General features: G+C 70.7%; 11 protein-coding genes. 5 read left to right on the top strand and 6 right to left on the bottom strand.

What is annotated here, in order from left to right; genetic code table 11:
* Window positions 1–1,034: acyl-CoA mutase large subunit family protein (locus ACOJUJ_RS18445; RefSeq protein ID WP_420128364.1), on the bottom strand; the 1,034-nt coding region annotated here is incomplete at its 3' end.
* Window positions 1,035–1,097: 63 nt separating this feature from the next.
* Window positions 1,098–2,165: a methylmalonyl Co-A mutase-associated GTPase MeaB gene (gene meaB, locus ACOJUJ_RS18440; protein ID WP_420128363.1), complete on the bottom strand. Its 1,068-nt coding sequence runs from the start codon at window positions 2,163–2,165 to the stop codon at window positions 1,098–1,100.
* A gap of 560 nt (window positions 2,166–2,725) precedes the next feature.
* Between meaB and ACOJUJ_RS18435 the strand changes: the two genes are divergently transcribed.
* The 5 genes from ACOJUJ_RS18435 to ACOJUJ_RS18415 all read left to right on the top strand — a co-directional run bounded on the left by ACOJUJ_RS18435 (window position 2,726) and on the right by ACOJUJ_RS18415 (window position 11,173).
* A complete protein-coding gene (locus ACOJUJ_RS18435) occupies window positions 2,726–4,075 on the top strand; it encodes a sigma-54 dependent transcriptional regulator (protein ID WP_420128362.1) in 1,350 nt (449 codons plus the stop codon).
* 207 nt (window positions 4,076–4,282) lie between these two features.
* Entirely contained in the window at window positions 4,283–5,590 is a 1,308-nt protein-coding gene (locus tag ACOJUJ_RS18430) for a tetratricopeptide repeat protein (RefSeq protein ID WP_420128361.1), read from the top strand.
* The gene (locus ACOJUJ_RS18425) at window positions 5,587–7,761 is read left to right on the top strand and encodes an Ig-like domain-containing protein (RefSeq protein ID WP_420128360.1); all 2,175 of its coding nucleotides are present in this window, start codon (window positions 5,587–5,589) and stop codon (window positions 7,759–7,761) included. Before ACOJUJ_RS18430 ends, ACOJUJ_RS18425 begins: the two co-directional genes overlap by 4 nt.
* Before the next feature lie 455 nt (window positions 7,762–8,216).
* Window positions 8,217–8,357 carry a hypothetical protein gene (locus ACOJUJ_RS18420; RefSeq protein ID WP_420128359.1) on the top strand — a complete coding sequence of 47 codons (141 nt, stop codon included), beginning with the start codon at window positions 8,217–8,219 and terminating at the stop codon, window positions 8,355–8,357.
* A complete protein-coding gene (locus ACOJUJ_RS18415) occupies window positions 8,354–11,173 on the top strand; it encodes an Ig-like domain-containing protein (protein ID WP_420128358.1) in 2,820 nt (939 codons plus the stop codon). The genes ACOJUJ_RS18420 and ACOJUJ_RS18415 overlap by 4 nt, the downstream gene beginning before the upstream one ends.
* A 564-nt stretch (window positions 11,174–11,737) precedes the next feature.
* Here ACOJUJ_RS18415 and ACOJUJ_RS18410 read toward each other — a convergent pair.
* The 4 genes from ACOJUJ_RS18410 to guaA form a co-directional block, all read right to left on the bottom strand.
* A complete protein-coding gene (locus ACOJUJ_RS18410) occupies window positions 11,738–13,528 on the bottom strand; it encodes a DUF4153 domain-containing protein (protein WP_420128357.1) in 1,791 nt (596 codons plus the stop codon).
* A 61-nt stretch (window positions 13,529–13,589) separates the two neighbouring features.
* Window positions 13,590–14,360: a hypothetical protein gene (locus ACOJUJ_RS18405; protein ID WP_420128356.1), complete on the bottom strand. Its 771-nt coding sequence runs from the start codon at window positions 14,358–14,360 to the stop codon at window positions 13,590–13,592.
* Between the two features lie 473 nt (window positions 14,361–14,833).
* A complete protein-coding gene (locus ACOJUJ_RS18400) occupies window positions 14,834–16,591 on the bottom strand; it encodes a DUF885 domain-containing protein (RefSeq protein ID WP_420128355.1) in 1,758 nt (585 codons plus the stop codon).
* A 592-nt stretch (window positions 16,592–17,183) separates the two neighbouring features.
* Window positions 17,184–18,728 carry a glutamine-hydrolyzing GMP synthase gene (gene guaA / locus ACOJUJ_RS18395; protein ID WP_420128354.1) on the bottom strand — a complete coding sequence of 515 codons (1,545 nt, stop codon included), beginning with the start codon at window positions 18,726–18,728 and terminating at the stop codon, window positions 17,184–17,186.
* Window positions 18,729–19,371 lie beyond the last annotated feature (643 nt).

The following is a 19,371-nucleotide window of genomic DNA, read 5'->3' as shown; positions in this document are numbered from 1 at the left end:
TCCGGCTGCTGCGCCGTGAGCGTCACCCCCGCCGTCTGCGCGTGCGTGCGCAGCCGCCAGCTCTCGGGGTTCTTCGACCCGAAGTCCTCGCGAAGGTGGCGCGCCCAGATGCGGCGGGCGGCGCGGAACTTGGCGATCTCTTCGAAGAAGTCGTTGTGGACGTCCCAGAAAAAGGAAAGGCGCGGCGCAAACTCGTCCACGTCCAGCCCCCGCTCCACCCCGCGGCGCACGTACTCCAACCCGTTCTTGAGCGTGTACGCCAGCTCCTGCACGGCGGTGCTCCCCGCCTCGCGGATGTGGTAGCCGCTGATGGAGATGGGGTTGTACTTGGGCGCTTCCCTGGACGCCCACTCGAACATGTCCTCGATCAGCCGCAACGCGGGCTCCGGCGGATACACCCAGGCGTGCTGCGCCTGGTACTCCTTGAGGATGTCGTTCTGCACGGTGCCGCGCAGCTTGCTGAACGGCACGCCCTGCTTTTCGGCCGCGATCATGTAGAAGCAGAACAGGATGATCGCGGGGCCGTTGATGGTCATGCTCACCGAAACCTGGTCGAGCGGAATGCCGTCGAACAGGGTCTCCATGTCGTCCAGGGACGAGATGGCCACGCCGCACTTGCCCACCTCGCCCAGCGACCGCGGATGGTCGCTGTCGTATCCCATCAGCGTGGGAAAGTCAAAGGCGACGGACAGGCCGGTCTGGCCGCGGCCCAGAAGGAAGTGGTAGCGCTCGTTGGTCTCCTCCGCCGTGCCAAAGCCGGCGAACTGGCGCATGGTCCACAGCCGCGTGCGGTACATGGTGCCGTACGGTCCCCGCGTGAACGGGTACTCGCCCGGCATGCCGATGCGCTCGTTGTAGTACGCGGCCTCGTCGCCCGAGGGGGCGGGGCGGTCGAGCGGCGTGTACAGCGGCTCCACCTCAACGCCGGAGATGGTGGTAAAGCCGATGTCGCGCTGGCCGATGCGTTCGGCGGCGCCCTCCCACGCGGCCAGGCCGGCGCGCAGGGTCTCCAGCTCCTTTTCCTTTTCGCGGATGCGCTCCAGCAGGTCCGCGGGGGGCACGTTGCGCTCGACGACGCTCATCGTAGTTGTCCCAGTTTAACGGGGTTCGACCCCGAGTTCCGTCACGATCCGGTCCGCCACCGCGTACGGCGACACCTCGCCCGACTCCAGCGACTGCAGCGAATCCGCCAGGATCTGCTCGCCCGGCCCCATCCGCCAGGCCAGCCGCTGCAACCGGCGCTCCACCACCGCCCGCACCCGCTCCGCCAGCCGCGCCTGCCGCCGGCGGCTCAATTCGCCCGAGCCCTGCAGATACACCCGATGCAGGTCGAGCGTTCGGGCCAGCTCCTGCAGCCCTTCGCCGCTCTGGGCCACCGTCTTGAGCACGGGGATCGCCCAGCCGCCGCTTTCGTCCGCCCGGGACCGCAATCCCTCGCGCGCGGCCTTCTGCACGGACTTCAGGCTTACGCCGTGGTGCCCGGCGTTGGACGGCGCCTCGCCCAGGCGCATGTGCAGCATCAGTTCCAGCTCCTGCGCCAGCCGGTCGGCGCCGGGACGGTCGGCCTTGTTGATGACGAAGATGTCGGCCACCTCCATCAGCCCCGCCTTCATGGCCTGAATGGAATCGCCCGATTCCGGCACCAGGACCACGACGGACGTATCCGCCGTCCCCGCGATCTCCAGCTCCGACTGCCCCACGCCGACGGTTTCCAGGACCACGCGGTCGTACCCGTACGCATCCAGCAGATCGGCGACCTCCTTGGTGGTCGTCGCCAGGCCGCCCAGGTGGCCGCGGCTGGCCATGGAGCGGATGAAGATCCCCGGGTCGGTGGAGATGTTGTTCATCCGGATGCGATCGCCCAGCAGCGCCCCGCCGGTAAAGGGCGACGAAGGATCGACGGCCACGATGCCGACCTTCTCCTCCGCCTTGCGGAACTCCAGCGCCAGCTTGGAGGTCAGCGTGGACTTGCCCGCGCCCGGCGGTCCCGTGACGCCGATGCGATGGGCGCGTCCCAGGTCGGTGTGCAGCTGGTGCAGGATGCGCTCGAAGCCGGCGCGCCCGTCCTCGACGATGGAGATGGCGCGCGCCAGGGCGGTACGCTGGCCCGCGCGGAACCGCTCCAGCAGCTCATCCGGGGGAGCGGCATTCGTTTGCGAGATCATCGGGTGAAAGTGCCCGCCGCGCCTTCCTTCTGTCAAGCGAGCGAACGGCCGTTCGAAAGGGAGTGCGTGAGTGCGTGAGTGCGTGAGTGCGTGAGTGCGGCGTCTGGAAACCAAGGCCGATTCCTGAACGTCGGAGGGATGTTGAGAAACCTCAGTTGTTCCTCCAGAAGCACACTGTCATCCTGAGGGAGCGCACGCCTGAACTGTCATGACCACAAGAGCTTGCGCGCGACCGAAGGATCTTTGTCGGGTCGCGACGGACCAGGCCTCCGGAAGCTGTTCACGCCCCTTCGCCGTGCAGGCAAGGTCCTTCGGTCGGCGCCAGAGTCCCTCTGTAGCAGCAGCTTCGGAGCGGCGCCTCCTCAGCAACCAAGCCTTGTTAGATTCTTGAACACACCTCTCGGGCTCAGGAAATCACGAGGGCGTTGTTGGGGATGGGAGTCCCAGCAAAGGTGAATCGCTGGTCTTCTGCCGAGAAGAGCGTGCAGAACCTTCCCTTCTGCTGGATTTTGTGACATCCTTCTCTGGGGTGCGTGTCACAATTTTCAAATCGAGGATGGATGGCGGATCGCCTGATCCTGCTCATCGGAGACGACGCGGAGGTTCGTGACGGGGTGCGCGCCGCCTGCGAGCGTGCGGGCACGGCGTTGAGCGTCGCGGCGACGCTCGGCGACGGGCTGCGCGCGCTCTCCGCCGCTCCCCATGACGCGACGGTGCTGCTGGCGTCGGCGGTGGACGAGGATGCGGCGATCATCCGCCGCATTGCCGCGGCGCCCAACGCGGGGACGCTGGTGCTGGTGGCTCGCGCGCCGTCGCTGCGCCTGGCCATCGACGCCCCGCGCCTGGGCGCGGCCGAACTGCTGGCCGTTCCGCTGGACGTCGGCAGGCTGGCCGCCCTGCTTTCCCCCGCCCCGCCCGCCGGCGCCGTCGTGCCGCTTCCCGGGCTGACGGCCCAGCCAGGGAACGAGCTGGTGGGGAGCAGCCCCGCGCTGATCGATGCGTTCAAAACCGTTGGCAGGGTGGCGGAAAGCGATGCCACGGTGCTGGTGACCGGCGAGTCGGGAACGGGAAAGGAGCTGGTCGCCCGCGCGCTGCACTCCGCGAGCGGGCGGGCGGGGGGCGCGTTCGTGGCCGTCAACTGCGCCGCGATCCCCGAGGACCTGCTGGAGAGCGAGCTGTTCGGGCACGAGCGCGGCGCGTTCACGGGCGCCATCGCGCGCAAGGTGGGCCGGTTTGAGCGGGCAAACGGCGGCACGCTGTTCCTGGACGAGATCGGGGACATGAGCCTGGTGCTGCAGGCCAAGATCCTCCGGGCCCTGCAGGAGCGGGAGATCGAACGGCTGGGAGGCGAGGAGCGCATTCGCCTGGACGTGCGCGTGGTGGCGGCTACCCACCGCGAGCTGCCGTCGCTGATCGCCTCGGGCGACTTTCGCGAAGACCTGTTCTATCGCCTCGCCGTCGTGAGGCTGCACCTGCCGCCCCTGCGCGAGCGCCCCGGCGACGTGCGCGCCCTGGCGCTGCACTACGCGGCGCGCTTCGCTGCGGAGCACGGGCGCGCGCTGCGCGGCATCGCCGGCGAAGCCATGCGCAGCCTGGAAGCGCACGCGTGGCCGGGCAACGTCCGCGAGCTGCGCAACGTGCTGGAGCGTGCGGTGCTGCTGGCCCCCGGCGACGTGCTGCAGGTGGATCACCTCCAGTTGGGACCGGCAGCGCCGGTGACGGCGGCGGGCGGGGCCGGATCGCTGCCCGGCTACTCGGCGGACATGACGATGGCGCAGGTGGAGGCGCTTCACATCGGGCAGGTGCTGAGCCGGGTGAACGGGCACTTCGGACGCGCCGCGGAGATCCTGGACATGCACCGCAACACCGTTTCGCGCAAAGCCCTGGAGTACGGCGTACTTCCCGGGTGACCCGGAGCGCGTCCGCATCCTCTTCGCCTGCCTGCCGTTTCCTGCAGCGCGTTGTCACAAAAACCGGCAGCCGGCCCGTCGCCCGGCGTCCCCGGAATAGGGAAAAAACGAGCAACGACAAAGCCTTTCGCCGATCGCGGCTACGGAACGGCACGTGCCTTCCCATCCGCCGATGAACGGTGCCGACCGCCCACCCATCGACCCCGCGTGACCCAGCGAGCCCTGAAGATCGACGCCGCGCTCAAGGCCATCCCCGAAACGGATGACCTGGCGTATCTGCGCGAGGCGCTGCTGTCGGCGTCGCGCGCGGACGGCGGGCTGGCCTGGGGCTCGGCCGAGGACTACCCCGCGCTCAACACGCGCCTGGCGGACCCGGCGGCGCTGGAAAGCCAGGTGCAGGCGCTCGCGGAGCGGGTTCGCCGGCGCGTGGAGGGGGTGATGCGCCACACCGTGCGCGCCCTGGCCGCGCTGGAGCGGGGAGAGGCGGCCGAGGCGGCGCGGCACCTGGTGGCCGCGGGCGAGGCGGAGGAGGGCGAGCGGCGGCTGGACCAGGCGCGGGAGTTCTACGAGCGGGCGCTGGAGATCGGCCGCAAGCCGCGCGACCGCCAGGGCGAGGGCCTGGCGCTTCGCCGGCTGGGCCGCGTGGCCCGCGCCATGGGCCAGTGGGAGCTCGCGACCCGGCGCTACCACGAAAGCTTCGAAGTGTCGGTCGCCCAGCGCGACGACGTGGGCGCGGTGGTGGCGTGCCAGGGGCTGGGCAACGTGCACGTGGACCAGAGCCGCTGGAGCGAGGCCCGGGCGTGGTACCTTCGCGGGGTGGAGCGCTGCCCGGCACACCCGACGAGTGCGGAATACGTGCACCTGTGCGTGGGGCTTTCGGTGGTGGAACGCCGCCTGGGCGCCCTGGACGCCGCGGCGGAGTGGCTGGCGCGCGGGGAAGCGGGCGCCGCGGGGCTGAGCGACGGCCTGATGGCGTACGTGGACCACGGCTGGGGGCGCCTGCACCTGGCGCGAGGCGAGGCGCGGGACGCCGAATCCGCCATTCGCCGCGCGCTGGGGCGGGAGGTGGACCCGGCGACGCGCGTGGCGTTCATGGCGGGGCTTTCCGAGCCCCTGCTGCGCCAGGGCCGCACCCGCGAAGCGCTGGCGGTGGCCCGCGACGCCGAGGTGCTGGCCATCCACTGCCGCGCGGTGCCCAGGCTGCCGGACGTGTACCGGGCGCTGGGCGCCGCCACCGCGGAGCGCGGCGGAGCCGAGGCGTACCTTTTCTACGAAAAGGCGCTGGACGTGTGCCGCGACCACGGGCTGCCCGTGTACGAGACGGCCGCGACACAGCATCAGTATGGAAAGCTGGAGGCACGGCGGGGCGAGCGGGAGGCGGCGGACGCGCGGCTGCGCGAGGCGCACCGGCTGTATACCGCGCTGGGCGCGCGGACGGAGGCGGACGAGGTTGCGCAGGAGCTGGGGCGCATGGGCGCCGCGGTGAACGACGACGAACAGGGGCGGACGGTATGAGGATGATGGCGAGCGCGGCGGCGCTCCTGGTGGGATTGCTGGCCGCGGGATGCAACGGCGACGTGGTGGGCGGTGGCCAGCGCCCCGCGCGGATGGTGGTGGTTTCGGGCGACCTGCAGACCGCCACCGTGGGCGAGGAGCTGCCGCAGCCGCTGGTGGTCCGCGTGCTGGACGACAGCAACGAGCCGGTCAGGAGCCAGCTGGTGAACTTTGTCGTCACCGCCGGCGGCGGGGCCGTGTTCGCGGGCGCGGCGCTGACCAACGAGAACGGCGAGGCGCGCGAGCGGTGGCGGCTGGGCACCGTGGCGGGCGACACGCAGCGCGTGGAAGCGCGCGCGGTGGACGCCACCACGGGCGAGGCGCTGGTCTTCGCCGTCTTTCGCGCCGTCGCGCAGGCGGGCGCCCCCAGCACCATCACCCCGGTGGCGGCGCAGGTGAACGGGCTGGCGGGGCTGCCGGTGGCGGACTCGGTGGCCGCCGTGGTACGCGACGGGTACGGCAACCCTGTTGCCGGCGCGCAGGTGGCCTGGACGGTCACCGGCGGCGGCGGCTCCGTGTCGCCCGCCACGTCGGCGACCAACGCGCAGGGCATCGCCAGGGCGCAGTGGACGCTGGGGGGCAGCCTGTCGCCGCAAACGCTGCAGGCGGCCGCGGGGGTGAACATCACCACCACCGTCACGGCCAACGCCGGACTGGGTGGCGCCGCCGCGCTCACCCGGGTGTCGGGCGACGCCCAGACCGGAGTGGTGGGAGCGCCGCTGGCGCAGCCGCTGGTGGTGGAGCTGCGGCAGAACGGCGTGCCGGTCGCGGGGGCGCAGGTGGTGTGGGCTCCGGCGCCGGGGATGGGATCCGCCAGCCCGGCGACCTCCATCACGGACGCGCAGGGACGGGCCAGCACCGCGTGGACGCTGGGGACCGGCGTGGGGACGCAGACGCTGTCGGCCCAGGTGCAGGGCGGCGCCAGCGTGGTGTTCTTCTCCGCGCAGGCCACGGCGGGCGCGCCCGCCAGCCTGGAGCGGGTCGCGCCCCCCGCCGACGCCAATCCGGGGTACGCCGGGGTCGACACGCTCTTTGTCCGGGTCCGCGACGCGCAGGGCAACGTAGCCGCCAACACCACGGTTACCTGGACGGTGGTGAACGGGGGCGGCACCGTGACCGCGCAGTCCGCCACGGGCCCCGACGGCGTGGCCGCGGCGATCTGGCAGCTGGGTTCCCACGACGGCGACCAGGCGGTCACGGCGTCCGTCGCCGGGCTGGACCCGGTGCTCTACCACTGGAACCTGGTCAACTCACGCCCCGCGGCCTCGTTCACCCGGGTAAGCGGCGACGGCCAGACGGCACCGTTCGACGCATACGTGGACAAGCGGCTGGCCGTGCGCCTGACGGACGCGAACGGGAACGGCATCTACAACGCCCCGGTGCAGTGGATCACCCCCGCGGGGCAAATCCAGGTCACCGGCACCACCGACATCGACGGATACAGCTACTACTACCTGGCAAAGGCCGGCACCACGCCCGCCCCCCAGACGTTCACCGCCCATACTCCTGGGATGACGAACCTGGCGTTCACGGTCACCGGAGTGCCGGGGCCCGCCAACGGCGTTCGCATCGGGGCGGACTCGCTGGTCCACGTGCTCTTTGGACAGGGGCATCCCGGGTTCTCGCTCCCCATGGTGATCTACGACGCCGCGGGCAACGCACTGCCGCTGCAGTACTGGGAAACGATGGGATACGTCACGGCCCGGCTGCTGGACAACACGGGCGCCATCGTGCTGGGGATCCACGGCAACAACCTGCGATCGTACGGATACGCGACGCGGGCGTACGGATCGGACCGCATCGAGGTAACGCACAAGTCGAGCGGCATCGCCGACACCGTGACGGTGCACGTCCGCGAGCTTCCCCCGGAGCCCGGGATGCTGATCGGCAACCAGGGCACGATGCCGCACGTGCTGAACGTGGGCGGGACGGCACAGGCACGGGTGTTCTTCACCTGGTTCACCGAAGTCCGGACGGCGCAGCAGGTGACGTGGAGCTCGTCCAACCCGTCGGTCGCCACGGTGAGCGCAACCGGCAACGTGACGGCCGTGGGGCCCGGGGTGGCCGTGATCACGGCGCAGGGGTGGTGGGGCGGCACCGTGCGCGGCTACGTGCTGGTGCCCCGGCCGTAGCCTGCCCGAAACCACGGAGATTGGATGCGTCGGACGTCGGAAACAGGTTCGGAGGATCGTCCCCGCGACACCGGCGCCGCCACCGCGGAGCGCGGCGGCGCGAGGCAGCAGAGAAACGCGGAGATCTCTCAGGCTCAGAGTGTGTTCAAGAATCGACCAGGGACTTCATTTCCTGAGGGAGGCGCCGCTCCGAACCGGCTGCCACAAAGACACCTGGCGCCGACCGAAGGATCTCGCTGGCAGCACCCGGGGGCTGGACCTGTGCCGCCGGGCCTGCCTCGCGATCGCCGAGACGAGATCCTTCGGTCGCGCGTAAGCGGTTGAGTGGATTCACGTTGAGGAGGCGCGCTCCCTCAGGGAATCAAACGTTGGGTTGTCTGAGGATCAGATTCTTGAACACACTCTCAGGCAGTTCTCCGCTTCCTCTGCGTGCCCAATTTTTTTGCGGATCCGGTATGAAGATGAAGTGGCCACGACGCAGCGGCACTACGGCAGGCTCCAGGCGGGGCGCGCGGACGCAGGCGGACGAGGTGGCGCAGGAGCCGGGGCGCATGGGCGCCGCGGTGAACGACAACGAACAGGGGCGGACGGCATGAGGATGATGGCGAGCGCGGCGGCGCTGCTCCTGGGATGGTTCGCCGCGGGATGCAACGGCGAAGTGGTGGGGGGCGGCCAGCGCCCCGCGGCCGTGCTGGTGGTCGCGGGCGATCTGCAGACCGCCACAGTGGGCAAGGAAGTGCCGCAGCCCCTTGTGGTCCGCGTGGTGGACGAGCGCAACCGGCCGGTGAAGGACCAGCTGGTGAACTTTGTCGTCACCGCCGGCGGCGGGTCGGTGTTCGCGGGGTCCGCGAACACCAACGCACAGGGCGAGGCGCGCGAGCGGTGGACGCTGGGCACGGTGGCGGGCGACACGCAGCGGGTGGAGGCCCGCGCGGTGGACCCGGCCACGGGCGAGGCCCTGGTTTTCGCGGTGTTCCGCGCGGTGGGCACGCCGGACGTGCCCGCGGCGGTGGCGGCGGTGGGCGGCTCGTCGCTCACCGGGCTCCCGTCGCTGCCGCTGGCGGACTCGGTCGCCGTGTTCGTGCGCGACGCGTACGGCAACGGGGTGCCGGGGCAGACGGTGGCGTGGACGGTCAAGCAGGGGGGCGGAAGCGTTTCGCCCGCGTCCTCCGTGACCGGAGCGAACGGCGTGGCGCGCACCCGGTGGACGCTGGGGCCGCAGTACGAGGGCGCGCAGGTGCTGGAGGCGGCGGTGGGGCTCACGCTCTCCACCCAGTTCACGGCCAACGCGCAGCTCCCCGCCGACGCCACCCTCGTCAGGGTTTCCGGCGACGCACAGACGGGGACGGTGGGCCACGTGCTGGACCAGCCGCTGGTGGTGCGGGTGCAGCGCGCGGACGGCAGCCCCATCGCGGGGATCCCCGTCACCTTCACCCTTCCCCCGCTCTACGGAAGCATCAGCCCGGCGACGGGCGTGACCGACGCCGACGGACGCGTGTCGGCGCGGTGGACGCTGCCGCAGCACCCGTTCGCAATGCAGGTGACGGCGAGCATCCCCACCGGAGCGAGCGTGACCTTTACCGGCAGCTCGCGGCCGGGCCCGCTGGCGTCGCTGCAGAAGCTGTCGGGCGACGGACAGCGGGGGCGGGCGGGGTCCGTGCTGGCGGACTCGCTGGCGGTGCGGGCGATGGACGTATACGGCAACGCGCTGTCGGGCGTCCAGGTTACCTGGAGCGCGGGGGCGGGCTCCGTGAGCCCGGCGACGGCCGTGACCGGTGCGGACGGCAGGGCCGCCACGGCGTACACCCTGCCCTCCGCCAGCGGCGCCGCGACGGTGCAGGTGTCGGCGGCGGGGGTGCAGCCGGTGTCGTTCACCGCGACGTCCGAAGCCAGCCCCGTGTACATGCGCGTCCTGCAGCCCACGCCCGGCTCGGTGCTTGGCGACAGCGTGCTGGTGGTGGTGGCCATCGACTCGGCCAGCGCGTCCGTCGCCGCGGTGGTGGCGTCGGCGTCGGGGCGCGCGGTAACGCTGGCGCCCGGCGCCACGCCCGGACAGGTCACGGGGACGCTGCGGCTGGCCGGGACGCCCGCGGGGCCCACGGAGTTGCGGGTGCGGGCGGAGACGGTGAACGGCGACACGGCCGTGGTTTCCGTCCCCTTCATCCACGACGCGCCGCCCGCGCTCTCGGTGGCGGCGCCGCTGCGGAACACCGTCGCGCGTCCCTCGCTGCGGCTGGACCTGGACTGCACGGACGACGCGGGGCCGTGCACCTCCGTCTCGGTTCGCGCCTTTGGGGGGGCGGGGGCGGGACAGGAGGTCGCCTCGGGCGGCACGGGCGTGCACGGCACCGTGTCGCTGGCCGCGTACGACGGGCGCCTGGTGGTGCTGCAGTACACGGGCACCGACTCGCGCGGGCAGACGCGGGTGCTGAACGACACCGTCTACGTGGAATCCTCCACGCGGCTTACGGAGATCGCGTCGGCGGGGGCCGACGTGCTCGACGCCGACGCGGACGGCGGACGCGTGCTCTACGCCGACGCCGCGGGATCGGTGTGGATGCGCGCCGGCGCCACGGAAACGCTGCTGGCCGCGGGGGTGGCTCCCCGGGAGGCACGGCTGCATCCGTGGGGCGCCTTCTTTGGCGGCACGCGCGTGTACGACTGGAACCGCGGCACCCTGCACGACCTGGGGACGCTGAACGCGGACCTGGAGGTGGACGGCGCCTGGGCCATCTGGAACGACGGCCCCACCCTGTACCGCCGCAACCTGGACGCGGCGTCCAGCGTGACCGTGCACGGCAACACCATCAACAACCGCAACGACGTCACGGCCGGCGGCGTGGTGGTGTTCGGCACCGGCGCGGCGGCCACGCCGGAGAGCTCGTACGAGATCTTTCGCTACGACGGGTCCGGCACCACGGCGATTACGTCGGACGCGGACGGGGCGTTCTGGAACCTGTACCCCCTCACCGACGGAACGAACGTCATCTTCGTGAAGCGGGACTCGCGGCGATTGGGGGAGTTCGTGACGCTGTGGCGCGACGGCACGGAAACCGTGCTGACCGAGGAGCGGGCCAACACGGTTCCGCGCATTCACTACGACGTGAACGGGGGGTGGGCCGCCTGGATCCGGCCGGACGGGGCAGGCTTGCCACAACAGGTCTACACGCGCGCGCCGGACGGCACGGAGCGCGTGGTCACCGCCTTCGGGCTGAGCAAGGAACTGCGCGCGCTGGGTCCCGACGGCACGGTGGTCTACTCCCAGGGTGGTTGGATGTACGTCATCCGTGCCCCCTACAACACCGCGCCGGTGCAGATCGCGCACGACTTCGGGCGGCAGATCCTGCCGCGCTTCGTGGACGGCCAGCTGCTCTTCTTCCTGGGCCGCACCGTCTTCCGGGTGAACGACTGATACGGCCAGCTGGGCAAGGGGAACAGGACCAGCGGCGGGATGCCCGTGCGGGTACGGTAACCGTGGCTGTGCGGACGGGGCGGCGGGCGGGTTGCGCCCGCCGCTCCGTCGTTTGGACCGGGTTCATGGAGTACCATCCGCGTCACGGCACGACCTTCGGCGTTCAGCACGCGGTTCCTCGATCGTGGAGTGGGCGGACGGTTCTCCGGATCGCGCATCGGGTGGTGCGATCGACGTGCTCGCGTGCGCTTTCGGAGGCTACCCGACGATCCGCATTCCCTTTCAAAAAAATGCGGATGGCTCCCTGCCGCATTCCATCCGCTTCCCGTTCCCGACGCCCTCACAAAAGATCCTGCCTCGCCGACATCCCACATCTGCACCCGACACGTGGGAATCCCGCACCGACAGATCAGAGGAAACGCTACGTAAGACTCTGCTGACTCTGGTAACTCTGCGTGAGCCCAATCCCTGTGTCGCACGCGATGAACGCAGCGGAAACGCCACGTAAACTCCGTTCACTCCGTTGACTCCGTGTGAGCCCCCCTTCGTTTGCCGAAGCCGGACTCAGCCCGGCAGCACGAGCAGCGCGTTCACGCTGCCGACGCCGCCGGGCACCGCGGGCGCGGGAGAGCCGGGCTCCGGAACCAGACCCATCCCCGTCACCAGCAGCTGCGCGCGCTGAACGCCGGATCCGTCGCGCACGGGGAGCAGCGCGTCGGTCGCGGAGAAGGTGCCGCGGCCCTCCGGATTGCACTCCGTATCCGCCTCCAGCGTCCGCCGCAGCGGTGCCAGGTCGGCGGACGCGCGCCATCCCCCGGCATCCACCGCCACGCCGTTGCCCGCCAGCCACAGCCGCAGCGTTGCATCCCCCATCCGCACCGTCACCGTGTCCGCACCGTGCAGCGTCATCTCCTGTAGCGTCCCTCCCGACATCCCGGCCACGCCGCCCTCCCACCGCAGCGTGGCGAACGTGTGCCCGGCGGGCCTGCACCCCCCGCCGCGGATTCCCAAGCGCTCACTGATGCGCCACGCGGCGCTCACCGAGTCCGGCAGCGAGGGGACCACCGCCCGCAGCGCGCCGGCGCCGTGCGCCTCCACAAGGTACGCCGCGCCGGAGTTGATGCGGGCGTAGAGCGCGCTGTCCACCGTCACCGTGTCGGCGGGGAGGCGGCGGGGGTCCACGCGCGCCTCGCGGAATGCGGCGCGCAGCCGGGCCGTCTGGTCGCGGCGGGCAACGGTGGGCGCGCTCCACGGGCCCACGGCGCTGAGCAGAAGCACGGCCGCGAAGGTCGTGGGGACGGTGGCCAGCAGCGGCGGACGGCGGCGGACCAGTCGAACCGTCCCCAGCACCGCCAGCACGCCGATGGCGAACACCGCCGCCACCCGCACGTAGCGAAACTCCGTCCACCCGTACTCCCCCAGCCGCGCCAGCAGCGCCCACGCGGCCAGGGGAACCAGCGGCAGCAGGAGCGCGGGAACGGCACGCACCAGCATCGACAGCCCGCGGTGCTCGTCGTCCGCGTGCACCGGCTCCAGCAGCACGGCACCCACCATGCCGATGAGCCCCGCCGCGATCACCAGCGGCGACAGCAGGTTGCGCGGCAGCTCGCCGGTGATCAGCACGCGGGTGGCGTACGCGTACAGGATCAGCAGGTAGATGATGAGGACGGGCGCGTACAGCCAGCGCCCCAGCCGGCTGACGGGCTCCGGGACGCCGGCCTCCGCGGGCGCGGCGAGCCGATGGATGCCGCCCACGAAGATCCACGTCGCAAAGGCAAAGAACACCGCCCCCGCCAGGTCCGTGTACAGGTGGTCGGGTTTCGAGAGGTCGAAGAGCGAGACCACCGCCGCCACGGCACCCGCCAGCAATCCGAAGAGCGCCACGGAGTACAGCCCGATCCCCACCAGCCGCACCACGACCCGCCACGCGAACGCCCACACCCGCCGCCGGTCGTGCGACTCGCGGGGGAGCGTGGGCGTCAGCAACAGCAGCATCACCGCCGCGGCCGCCAGCAGCAGCCACCGCCACACCTCCGCCTGCCGGTCGTGGTGCAGCGCCGTCGCCCCGAACGTCGCGCAGGCGATGAGGACGGCGGCCGTCCCGCCCCACCGTGCGGCGGCGGAGAGCACGCCGCGCACCCGCAGCACGCTCAGCGCGAACACCAGCGGAAGCGCCAGCGCCACCGACGCAGCCAGCCGGCCGAACTCCTGCTCCGTGAAGCCCTTGCTGCGCACCTGCGTGGAAAGCGCGACGGCCAGCAGCACGCCCAGCGCCACCTCCACCGGCGCGGCCGAAAAAGCGGCGCGCGCGTCGGCGGCGTAGGCGCGCAGGGTGCGAGTCAGCGGGCTGGTCACGGATGGTGCGGCGGAACGGGAAAGGCGGGCGCGGCGGCAGGCCGCGCCCGGAGAGGAGGAATCAGCCGCGGCGGCAGTACTCGGCGATGGTGGAGACCTTTGTCACCGCGACCCGCGTTCCCGGGCGCACCACGTACTCCGACGCGCCGTAGCGGGGTGACCCTGGATGCCAGTTGTACGTGTACCCCAGCCGCGTCCATGGATATCCCAGCCGCTGCCACTCCCCGTCGCCAGAGGCGGGATAGCCGTTGGGCATCTTCCACGAGGCTAACATCTGCTGCGCCATCCACTGCACGTGCCTGGGGTTTACGTTCGGGGAAAACTGGATCGCGCAATCCGGGTTCACCGTGGTGTCGCACAGTGTCGGGGTACCAATGGCGGGGTTGGCCGTGGGGCGGAACATGCTGTCGGCGGGGACGCGCATCTCCATGAAGTACGCCACCGGCTGCGTGGGCTGCAGCCCAAGCAGCTGGCGCAGACGCATCTCCTGCTCCGCCTGTACCCAGTCGTCGCACGAGTCCCGCACCTCGGGGGTCACCGTCACCCAGACGTCGGCCGTGAGCGTGGTGTCGCCCACCGTCCATGGGGCGGACTTGAGCGACACCACGTTCACCATCCCCTCCGCGTCCGCCACGGCCGGCAGCAGGGGCAGTACGTGCCTGGCCTCGTACATCGCCGACTGATACAGCGAGTGTGCATACGCGTCGGCCGCGGACGCCGGCGCGGGCCCGGTGACCGGCGGATTGCCGACACCTGTGCTGCACGCGCCCAGCACCGCCAGCGCGATGCCCATTGACGCGGCGCGCAGCCACTTCTGGAGAGATGAGTTCATGATCGGAGCGGGAAGGTGGATCAAGGATGAAACGCGAAGACACGATTGTGCCGGACGAACACGAACGCAAGAAAGCGCGGGAGCGAGGCCGGGGAAGGCTGGATCAATCCGCGGCCCCGCGGCAACAACTACACGAAATCCGCCCGCGCGGATTGGCGGGCGAGCGATAGTTCACGGGGTCGTGCGCGTAGAGGCATTCTGGTGCGTCCCGCGCGCCGCAGGCTCCGGAAGAGCGATCGAAATCGCGGCAACGACCTCACGCTGTCCGCCTTCGCGGACACCCGCGCCGCCGGCTCCTTGCCGGACGATCTGCCGCCGCAACGCGCCTACCTCCGCGGCTACACCACCCCTCCCCCGAAGTTGGGGGAGGGGTCGCCAGCCGTCGCGAGGAACGAGCGAAAGGCCTGGCGGGGGAGAGGTCCCGAGGGTCGCGCCCCCCGTTCACCCGTTCACCCGTTCACCCGTTCACCCGTTCACCGCCCCGCCTGCTCCGCCGCGATCCACGCCCGCACGTTATCCTCCAGCACCGTCAGCGGCACGGCGCCGCTCCCCAGCACCACGTCGTGAAAGCGGCGGATGTCGAAGCGGGGGCCCAGCGCGCGCGTGGCTTCGGCGCGCAGCTCGCTGATCTTCATCTGCCCCGTCTTGTACGCCAGCGCCTGGCCGGGCCACGCGATGTAGCGGTCCACCTCGTTGGTGATGTTGAGCACCGTGAGCGCGCTGTTCTCGGCCATGTAGTCGATGGCCTGCTGGCGCGTCCACCCCTTCCAGTGCATCCCCGTGTCCACCACCAGCCGGCACGCGCGCCACATCTCGTACGTCAGCTGGCCAAAGCGGCTGTAGGGGTCGGTGTAGAAGCCCACGTCGTATCCCAGCTGCTCCGCGTACAGCGCCCATCCCTCCACGAACGCCGTAAAGCTGCTGAAGCGCCGGAACGTGGGCAGATCCTCCAGCTCCTGCTGCAGCGCGATCTGCATGTGGTGTCCGGGCACCGCTTCGTGAAACGACAGCGCCTCGATCTCGTACGTGGGGCGGCTGCGCAGGTCGTACGTGTTCACCCAGTACGTGCCCGACCGCGTGCCGTCGCCCGCCGGGCGCGAGTAGTACGCGGTGGTGGTGCGCGGCGCGATGTAGTCGGGGATCCCCTTGATGCCGTACGGCATCCGCGGCAGCCGGGTGAACAGCTTCGGCAGCTCGCCGTCCATCCGCTTGAGCACCAGCGACGTGCGCTCCATCAGCGCCTCGGGGGTGCTTACGTAGAAGCGCGGGTCGGTGCGCAGAAACTGGATGAACTCCGCGAAGCTGCCCGTAAAGCCGGTGGCGCGCATCAGCGAGTCCATCTGCGTGCGGATGCGGGCCACCTCGCGCAGCCCCGTCTCGTGCACCTGGTCGGGCGTTACGTCCAGCGTGGTGTAGCTGCGCACCCGCTGCGCGTAGATGGCGCGCCCGTTGGGCAGCTCCGACGCGCCGATCCCCCGTCGCCCGGCGGGAACGTACTCGCGCTGGATGAACTCCAGAAAGTCGCGGTACCCCGCCACCACGCCCTGCTCGATGGCCTCGCGCCCCGCCGCCGCCAGCCGCGCGCGATCCGCCTCCGGCACCCCCGCGGGAAACTGCGTGAACGGCCTCCACAGCAGGCTCTGCGTGGGATCTGTGACGATGTGGGGCTGAATGGTCTCCTCGATCCCGTTCAGCGACACGGCGGGAAGCACCATCCCCGTGCGGATCCCCTCGCGCATCAGCGCCACGTGCTGCCCCACCCACGGGCGAAAGGCGCGCAGCCGGGCGATGTAGTTCTCGTAGTCTTCGGTGTTGTTCAGCGGAACCTGCTGGCCCAGCTCCGGAAAGTAGGTGTGGAACCCCTCGCGGTTGGTGATGGGGATCAGGTGCAGCCCCAGCTCCACCTCCTCGATCCCCAGCCGCGCCTGCCGGGCGTAGATGTCGTAGTGAATGCGCTCCGACGGCGTCAGCGAGTCGCGGGGAATGGCCTGCAGCCGCGCCAGAAAGCGGCGGTTCTCCTCCGTGCGCCGCGCCACGTCTTCCGGCCCCGCGGCGTCCAGCAGGTGGTTGAAGCGCCGGTCGCCCAGGCTGGTGGCGAAGGTGGGATTCTCGCGCAGGGTCACCTCCCAGTCGTCCGCGAACAGCTGCCGCAGACGCTCGGAAGCGGTCTGCTGGGCCGCCGCGGGCACGGCGGCGAGAAGGGCCAGGATGGGGATCAGTCGCGTGCGCATGGCGAACCAGGAGGGTCGGGAGTGGGGCGATGGGTGGGCTGCGAACGACGGGGTAAGCGTACGCATCCACCCGCGGTGCCGCAACGGCGGTCCGGGCGGAGCGGCGGAGGAGGCGGATTGGGAATACAATCTTTGTCGCATCCTCTCCGCCTGCCGTCTCCAGTGACGCGTCGGACGAGGTTCTGAACGGCCTGGCCGCGCGGCTGCACCGCCTGGTCGCCACCTGGCGCGGAGCCGCGGAGATGAAAAGCGGAGCCGCCGAGATGAAAAGACGAGGACGCGGAGGGTTTTGCCCCTGCGTCCTCGTCGTTTCGGCGGGCCCTGGCCTCGGGCGGTTGAAACCGCGGCTGGAACTTCACGAAGTCCGCATGCGCGGGCTGTAGCCGAGGCCTCGCCGCGCCGTTGAAGCCCCGCGTCGTCTTGCGGGGCTTTCCGCTTTCGTTGCGGCGGCTTCAGCCGCTCAGGCGCAGACCGTCCGAAGCACCCCCGTACTCTCGTACTCTCGTACTCTCGTACTCTCGTACTCTCGTACTCTCGTACTCTCGTACTTTCGTACCTCCGTACCCTCGTACCCTCGTACCCTCGTACCCCCTCACTCCCACTCGATCGTCGCCGGCGGCTTGGACGAGATGTCGTAGCACACGCGGTTGATGCCGGTTACCTCGTTGATGATGCGCGTGGAGATGCGCGCCAGCACGTCGTGGGGGAACGGGAACCAGTCCGCCGTCATCCCGTCGCGGCTGGTGACGGCGCGCAGGGCACACACGTTCTCGTACGTCCGCTCGTCGCCCATCACCCCCACGCTGCGGACGGGGAGCAGGACGGCAAAGGCCTGCCAGATCTGGTCGTACAGGCCAGCGGAGCGAATCTCGTCCAGGTAGATGAGGTCTGCCTGGCGCAGGATGGCCAGCTCCCGCTCGTCCACGGCGCCCAGGACGCGGATGGCCAGGCCGGGGCCGGGAAACGGGTGCCGCCCCACCATCTCCTCCGGCAGCCCCAGCTCGCGCCCCACCTGCCGCACCTCGTCCTTGAACAGCTCGCGCAGCGGCTCGATCAGCGCGAACCGCATGTTCTCCTTCAACCCGCCCACGTTGTGGTGCGTCTTGATGGTGGCGGACGGCCCCTTGACCGATAGCGACTCGATCACGTCCGGGTACAGCGTCCCCTGCACCAGGAACTTCGCGTCGCCCCCGATGCGGTCCGATGCCTCCTCGAACACGTCGATGAAGGTGTTGCCGATGATCTTGCGCTTCTTTTCGGGATCCTCGACGCCCTTCAGCCGCTCCAGGAACAGCGCGGAGGCGTCCTCCACCTCCAGCCGGATGCCCAGGTGCGCGCGAAAGGTGCGCTCCACCGCTTCGCGCTCGCCCTGCCGCAGCAGCCCCGTATCCACGAAGATGCAGGTAAGCTGGTCGCCGATGGCGCGATGGACCAGCGACGCCGCCACCGACGAGTCCACGCCCCCCGACAGGCCGCAGATCACGCGGTCGGTGCCGACGAGCGCGCGGATCTTCTCGATCTCCGTATCGATGTACGACCCCGCCGTCCAGGTGGGCTCGCAGCCGCAGATGCGGAAAAGGAAGTTGCCGATGATGTCGGCGCCGCGGACGGTGTGCGCCACCTCCAGGTGAAACTGCACGCCGTAGATGGGCCGGTCGTCCGCCGCGAACGCCGCCCAGGGCAGCCCCTCGGTGGTCGCCAGCAGGTGGTAGCCCGGAGGCGGCTGCACCACGTGGTCGCCGTGGCTCATCCACACCTGCGTCTGCTCGCCGGGAGTAAATCCATCGAACAGCCCCGTCGCCTCCTTTACCGTCACCTGCGCGCGGCCGTACTCCCGCGTACCGCGTTCCACCACCCCACCCTCCAGGTGGGTGATGAGCTGCATGCCGTAGCACACGCCCAGGATGGGGATGCCCATCCGCAGCAGCTCCGGCTCCGCGGTGGGCACGTCCTCGCCGTAGACGCTGGAGGGACCGCCGGAAAGGATGATGCCCTTGGGCTGCCACTCGCGGATCCACTCCAGCGAGCGCGTGGGCGGCTGAATCTCGCAGTAGACGCGCTCTTCGCGGATGCGCCGCGCGATGAGCTGCGTGAACTGCGAGCCGTAGTCGATGATGAGAATGCGATTGGGATCCACTGCCTGCCGCGCTCCGTCCAGGGGGTGGTCAGAAGCGCGGCAATGTACGCGCGCGCGCCGCACGCGGGAAGATGCGCGGCCGCGGAGGCGGCGATTTCCGCCGCGCGGAGGCCGTGGCGGAGGACGATTCTTCTCCCGTCGAGCCCCTTTTCGGCCTGACCCCGTTGACCCCGCGCGCGATTGCTGTTTTCTTCGTGTGGATGCCGGCCGGGCCTCCCGCCGCGCCCGCTCCGGCGGCCCGCGCGCCGGACCTTCCCGGTGGCGATCGGAGTGTCCGGAAGCGTTCGCGGCGGCACCGTTTCTGCGTCGCCGGTTTGGCGGCGAAAAGGAACGTCCGTCCGCCCGCCGGGCCCGCATCCGCGGCCGCCTTTCCGGCCGACCCAAAGGTCTCCTGCTCAGCCGTGTTCACCCCGCGAAGGGCCTCTCCCGGCCCCTCGCCCGCAGTCGCAGTCTCTCAGCCTTAGTGGGTTCATCATGCTGTCCGTGGGACGCCGTACGCTCGCCCCGTTCCTTGCCTGCGCGATCGTCGCGGGCATCGCCTCGTGTGACTCCATCGAGAAGGAAGCGCGGCGCGCGCTGCGCATGGCCTCGCCGCGCGCGGCCGCGCGGTCGGGGGGCCCCCCGCCCGCACCGGCGCCGGCCC

Source organism: Longimicrobium sp. (assembly GCF_048594345.1).
In the GTDB taxonomy this organism is placed as follows: Bacteria; Gemmatimonadota; Gemmatimonadetes; order Longimicrobiales; family Longimicrobiaceae; genus Longimicrobium.
This window is presented reverse-complemented; position numbering and strand designations above follow the sequence as displayed.

Coding starts and splice junctions, on each gene's coding strand:
- ACOJUJ_RS18420 (WP_420128359.1), top strand. CDS start 8,217: ATGAAGATGAAGTGGCCACGACGCAGCGGCACTACGGCAGGCTCCAGG.
- ACOJUJ_RS18400 (WP_420128355.1), bottom strand. CDS start 16,591: ATGCGCACGCGACTGATCCCCATCCTGGCCCTTCTCGCCGCCGTGCCC.
- ACOJUJ_RS18425 (WP_420128360.1), top strand. CDS start 5,587: ATGAGGATGATGGCGAGCGCGGCGGCGCTCCTGGTGGGATTGCTGGCC.
- ACOJUJ_RS18405 (WP_420128356.1), bottom strand. CDS start 14,360: ATGAACTCATCTCTCCAGAAGTGGCTGCGCGCCGCGTCAATGGGCATC.
- meaB (WP_420128363.1), bottom strand. CDS start 2,165: ATGATCTCGCAAACGAATGCCGCTCCCCCGGATGAGCTGCTGGAGCGG.
- ACOJUJ_RS18435 (WP_420128362.1), top strand. CDS start 2,726: ATGGCGGATCGCCTGATCCTGCTCATCGGAGACGACGCGGAGGTTCGT.
- ACOJUJ_RS18415 (WP_420128358.1), top strand. CDS start 8,354: ATGAGGATGATGGCGAGCGCGGCGGCGCTGCTCCTGGGATGGTTCGCC.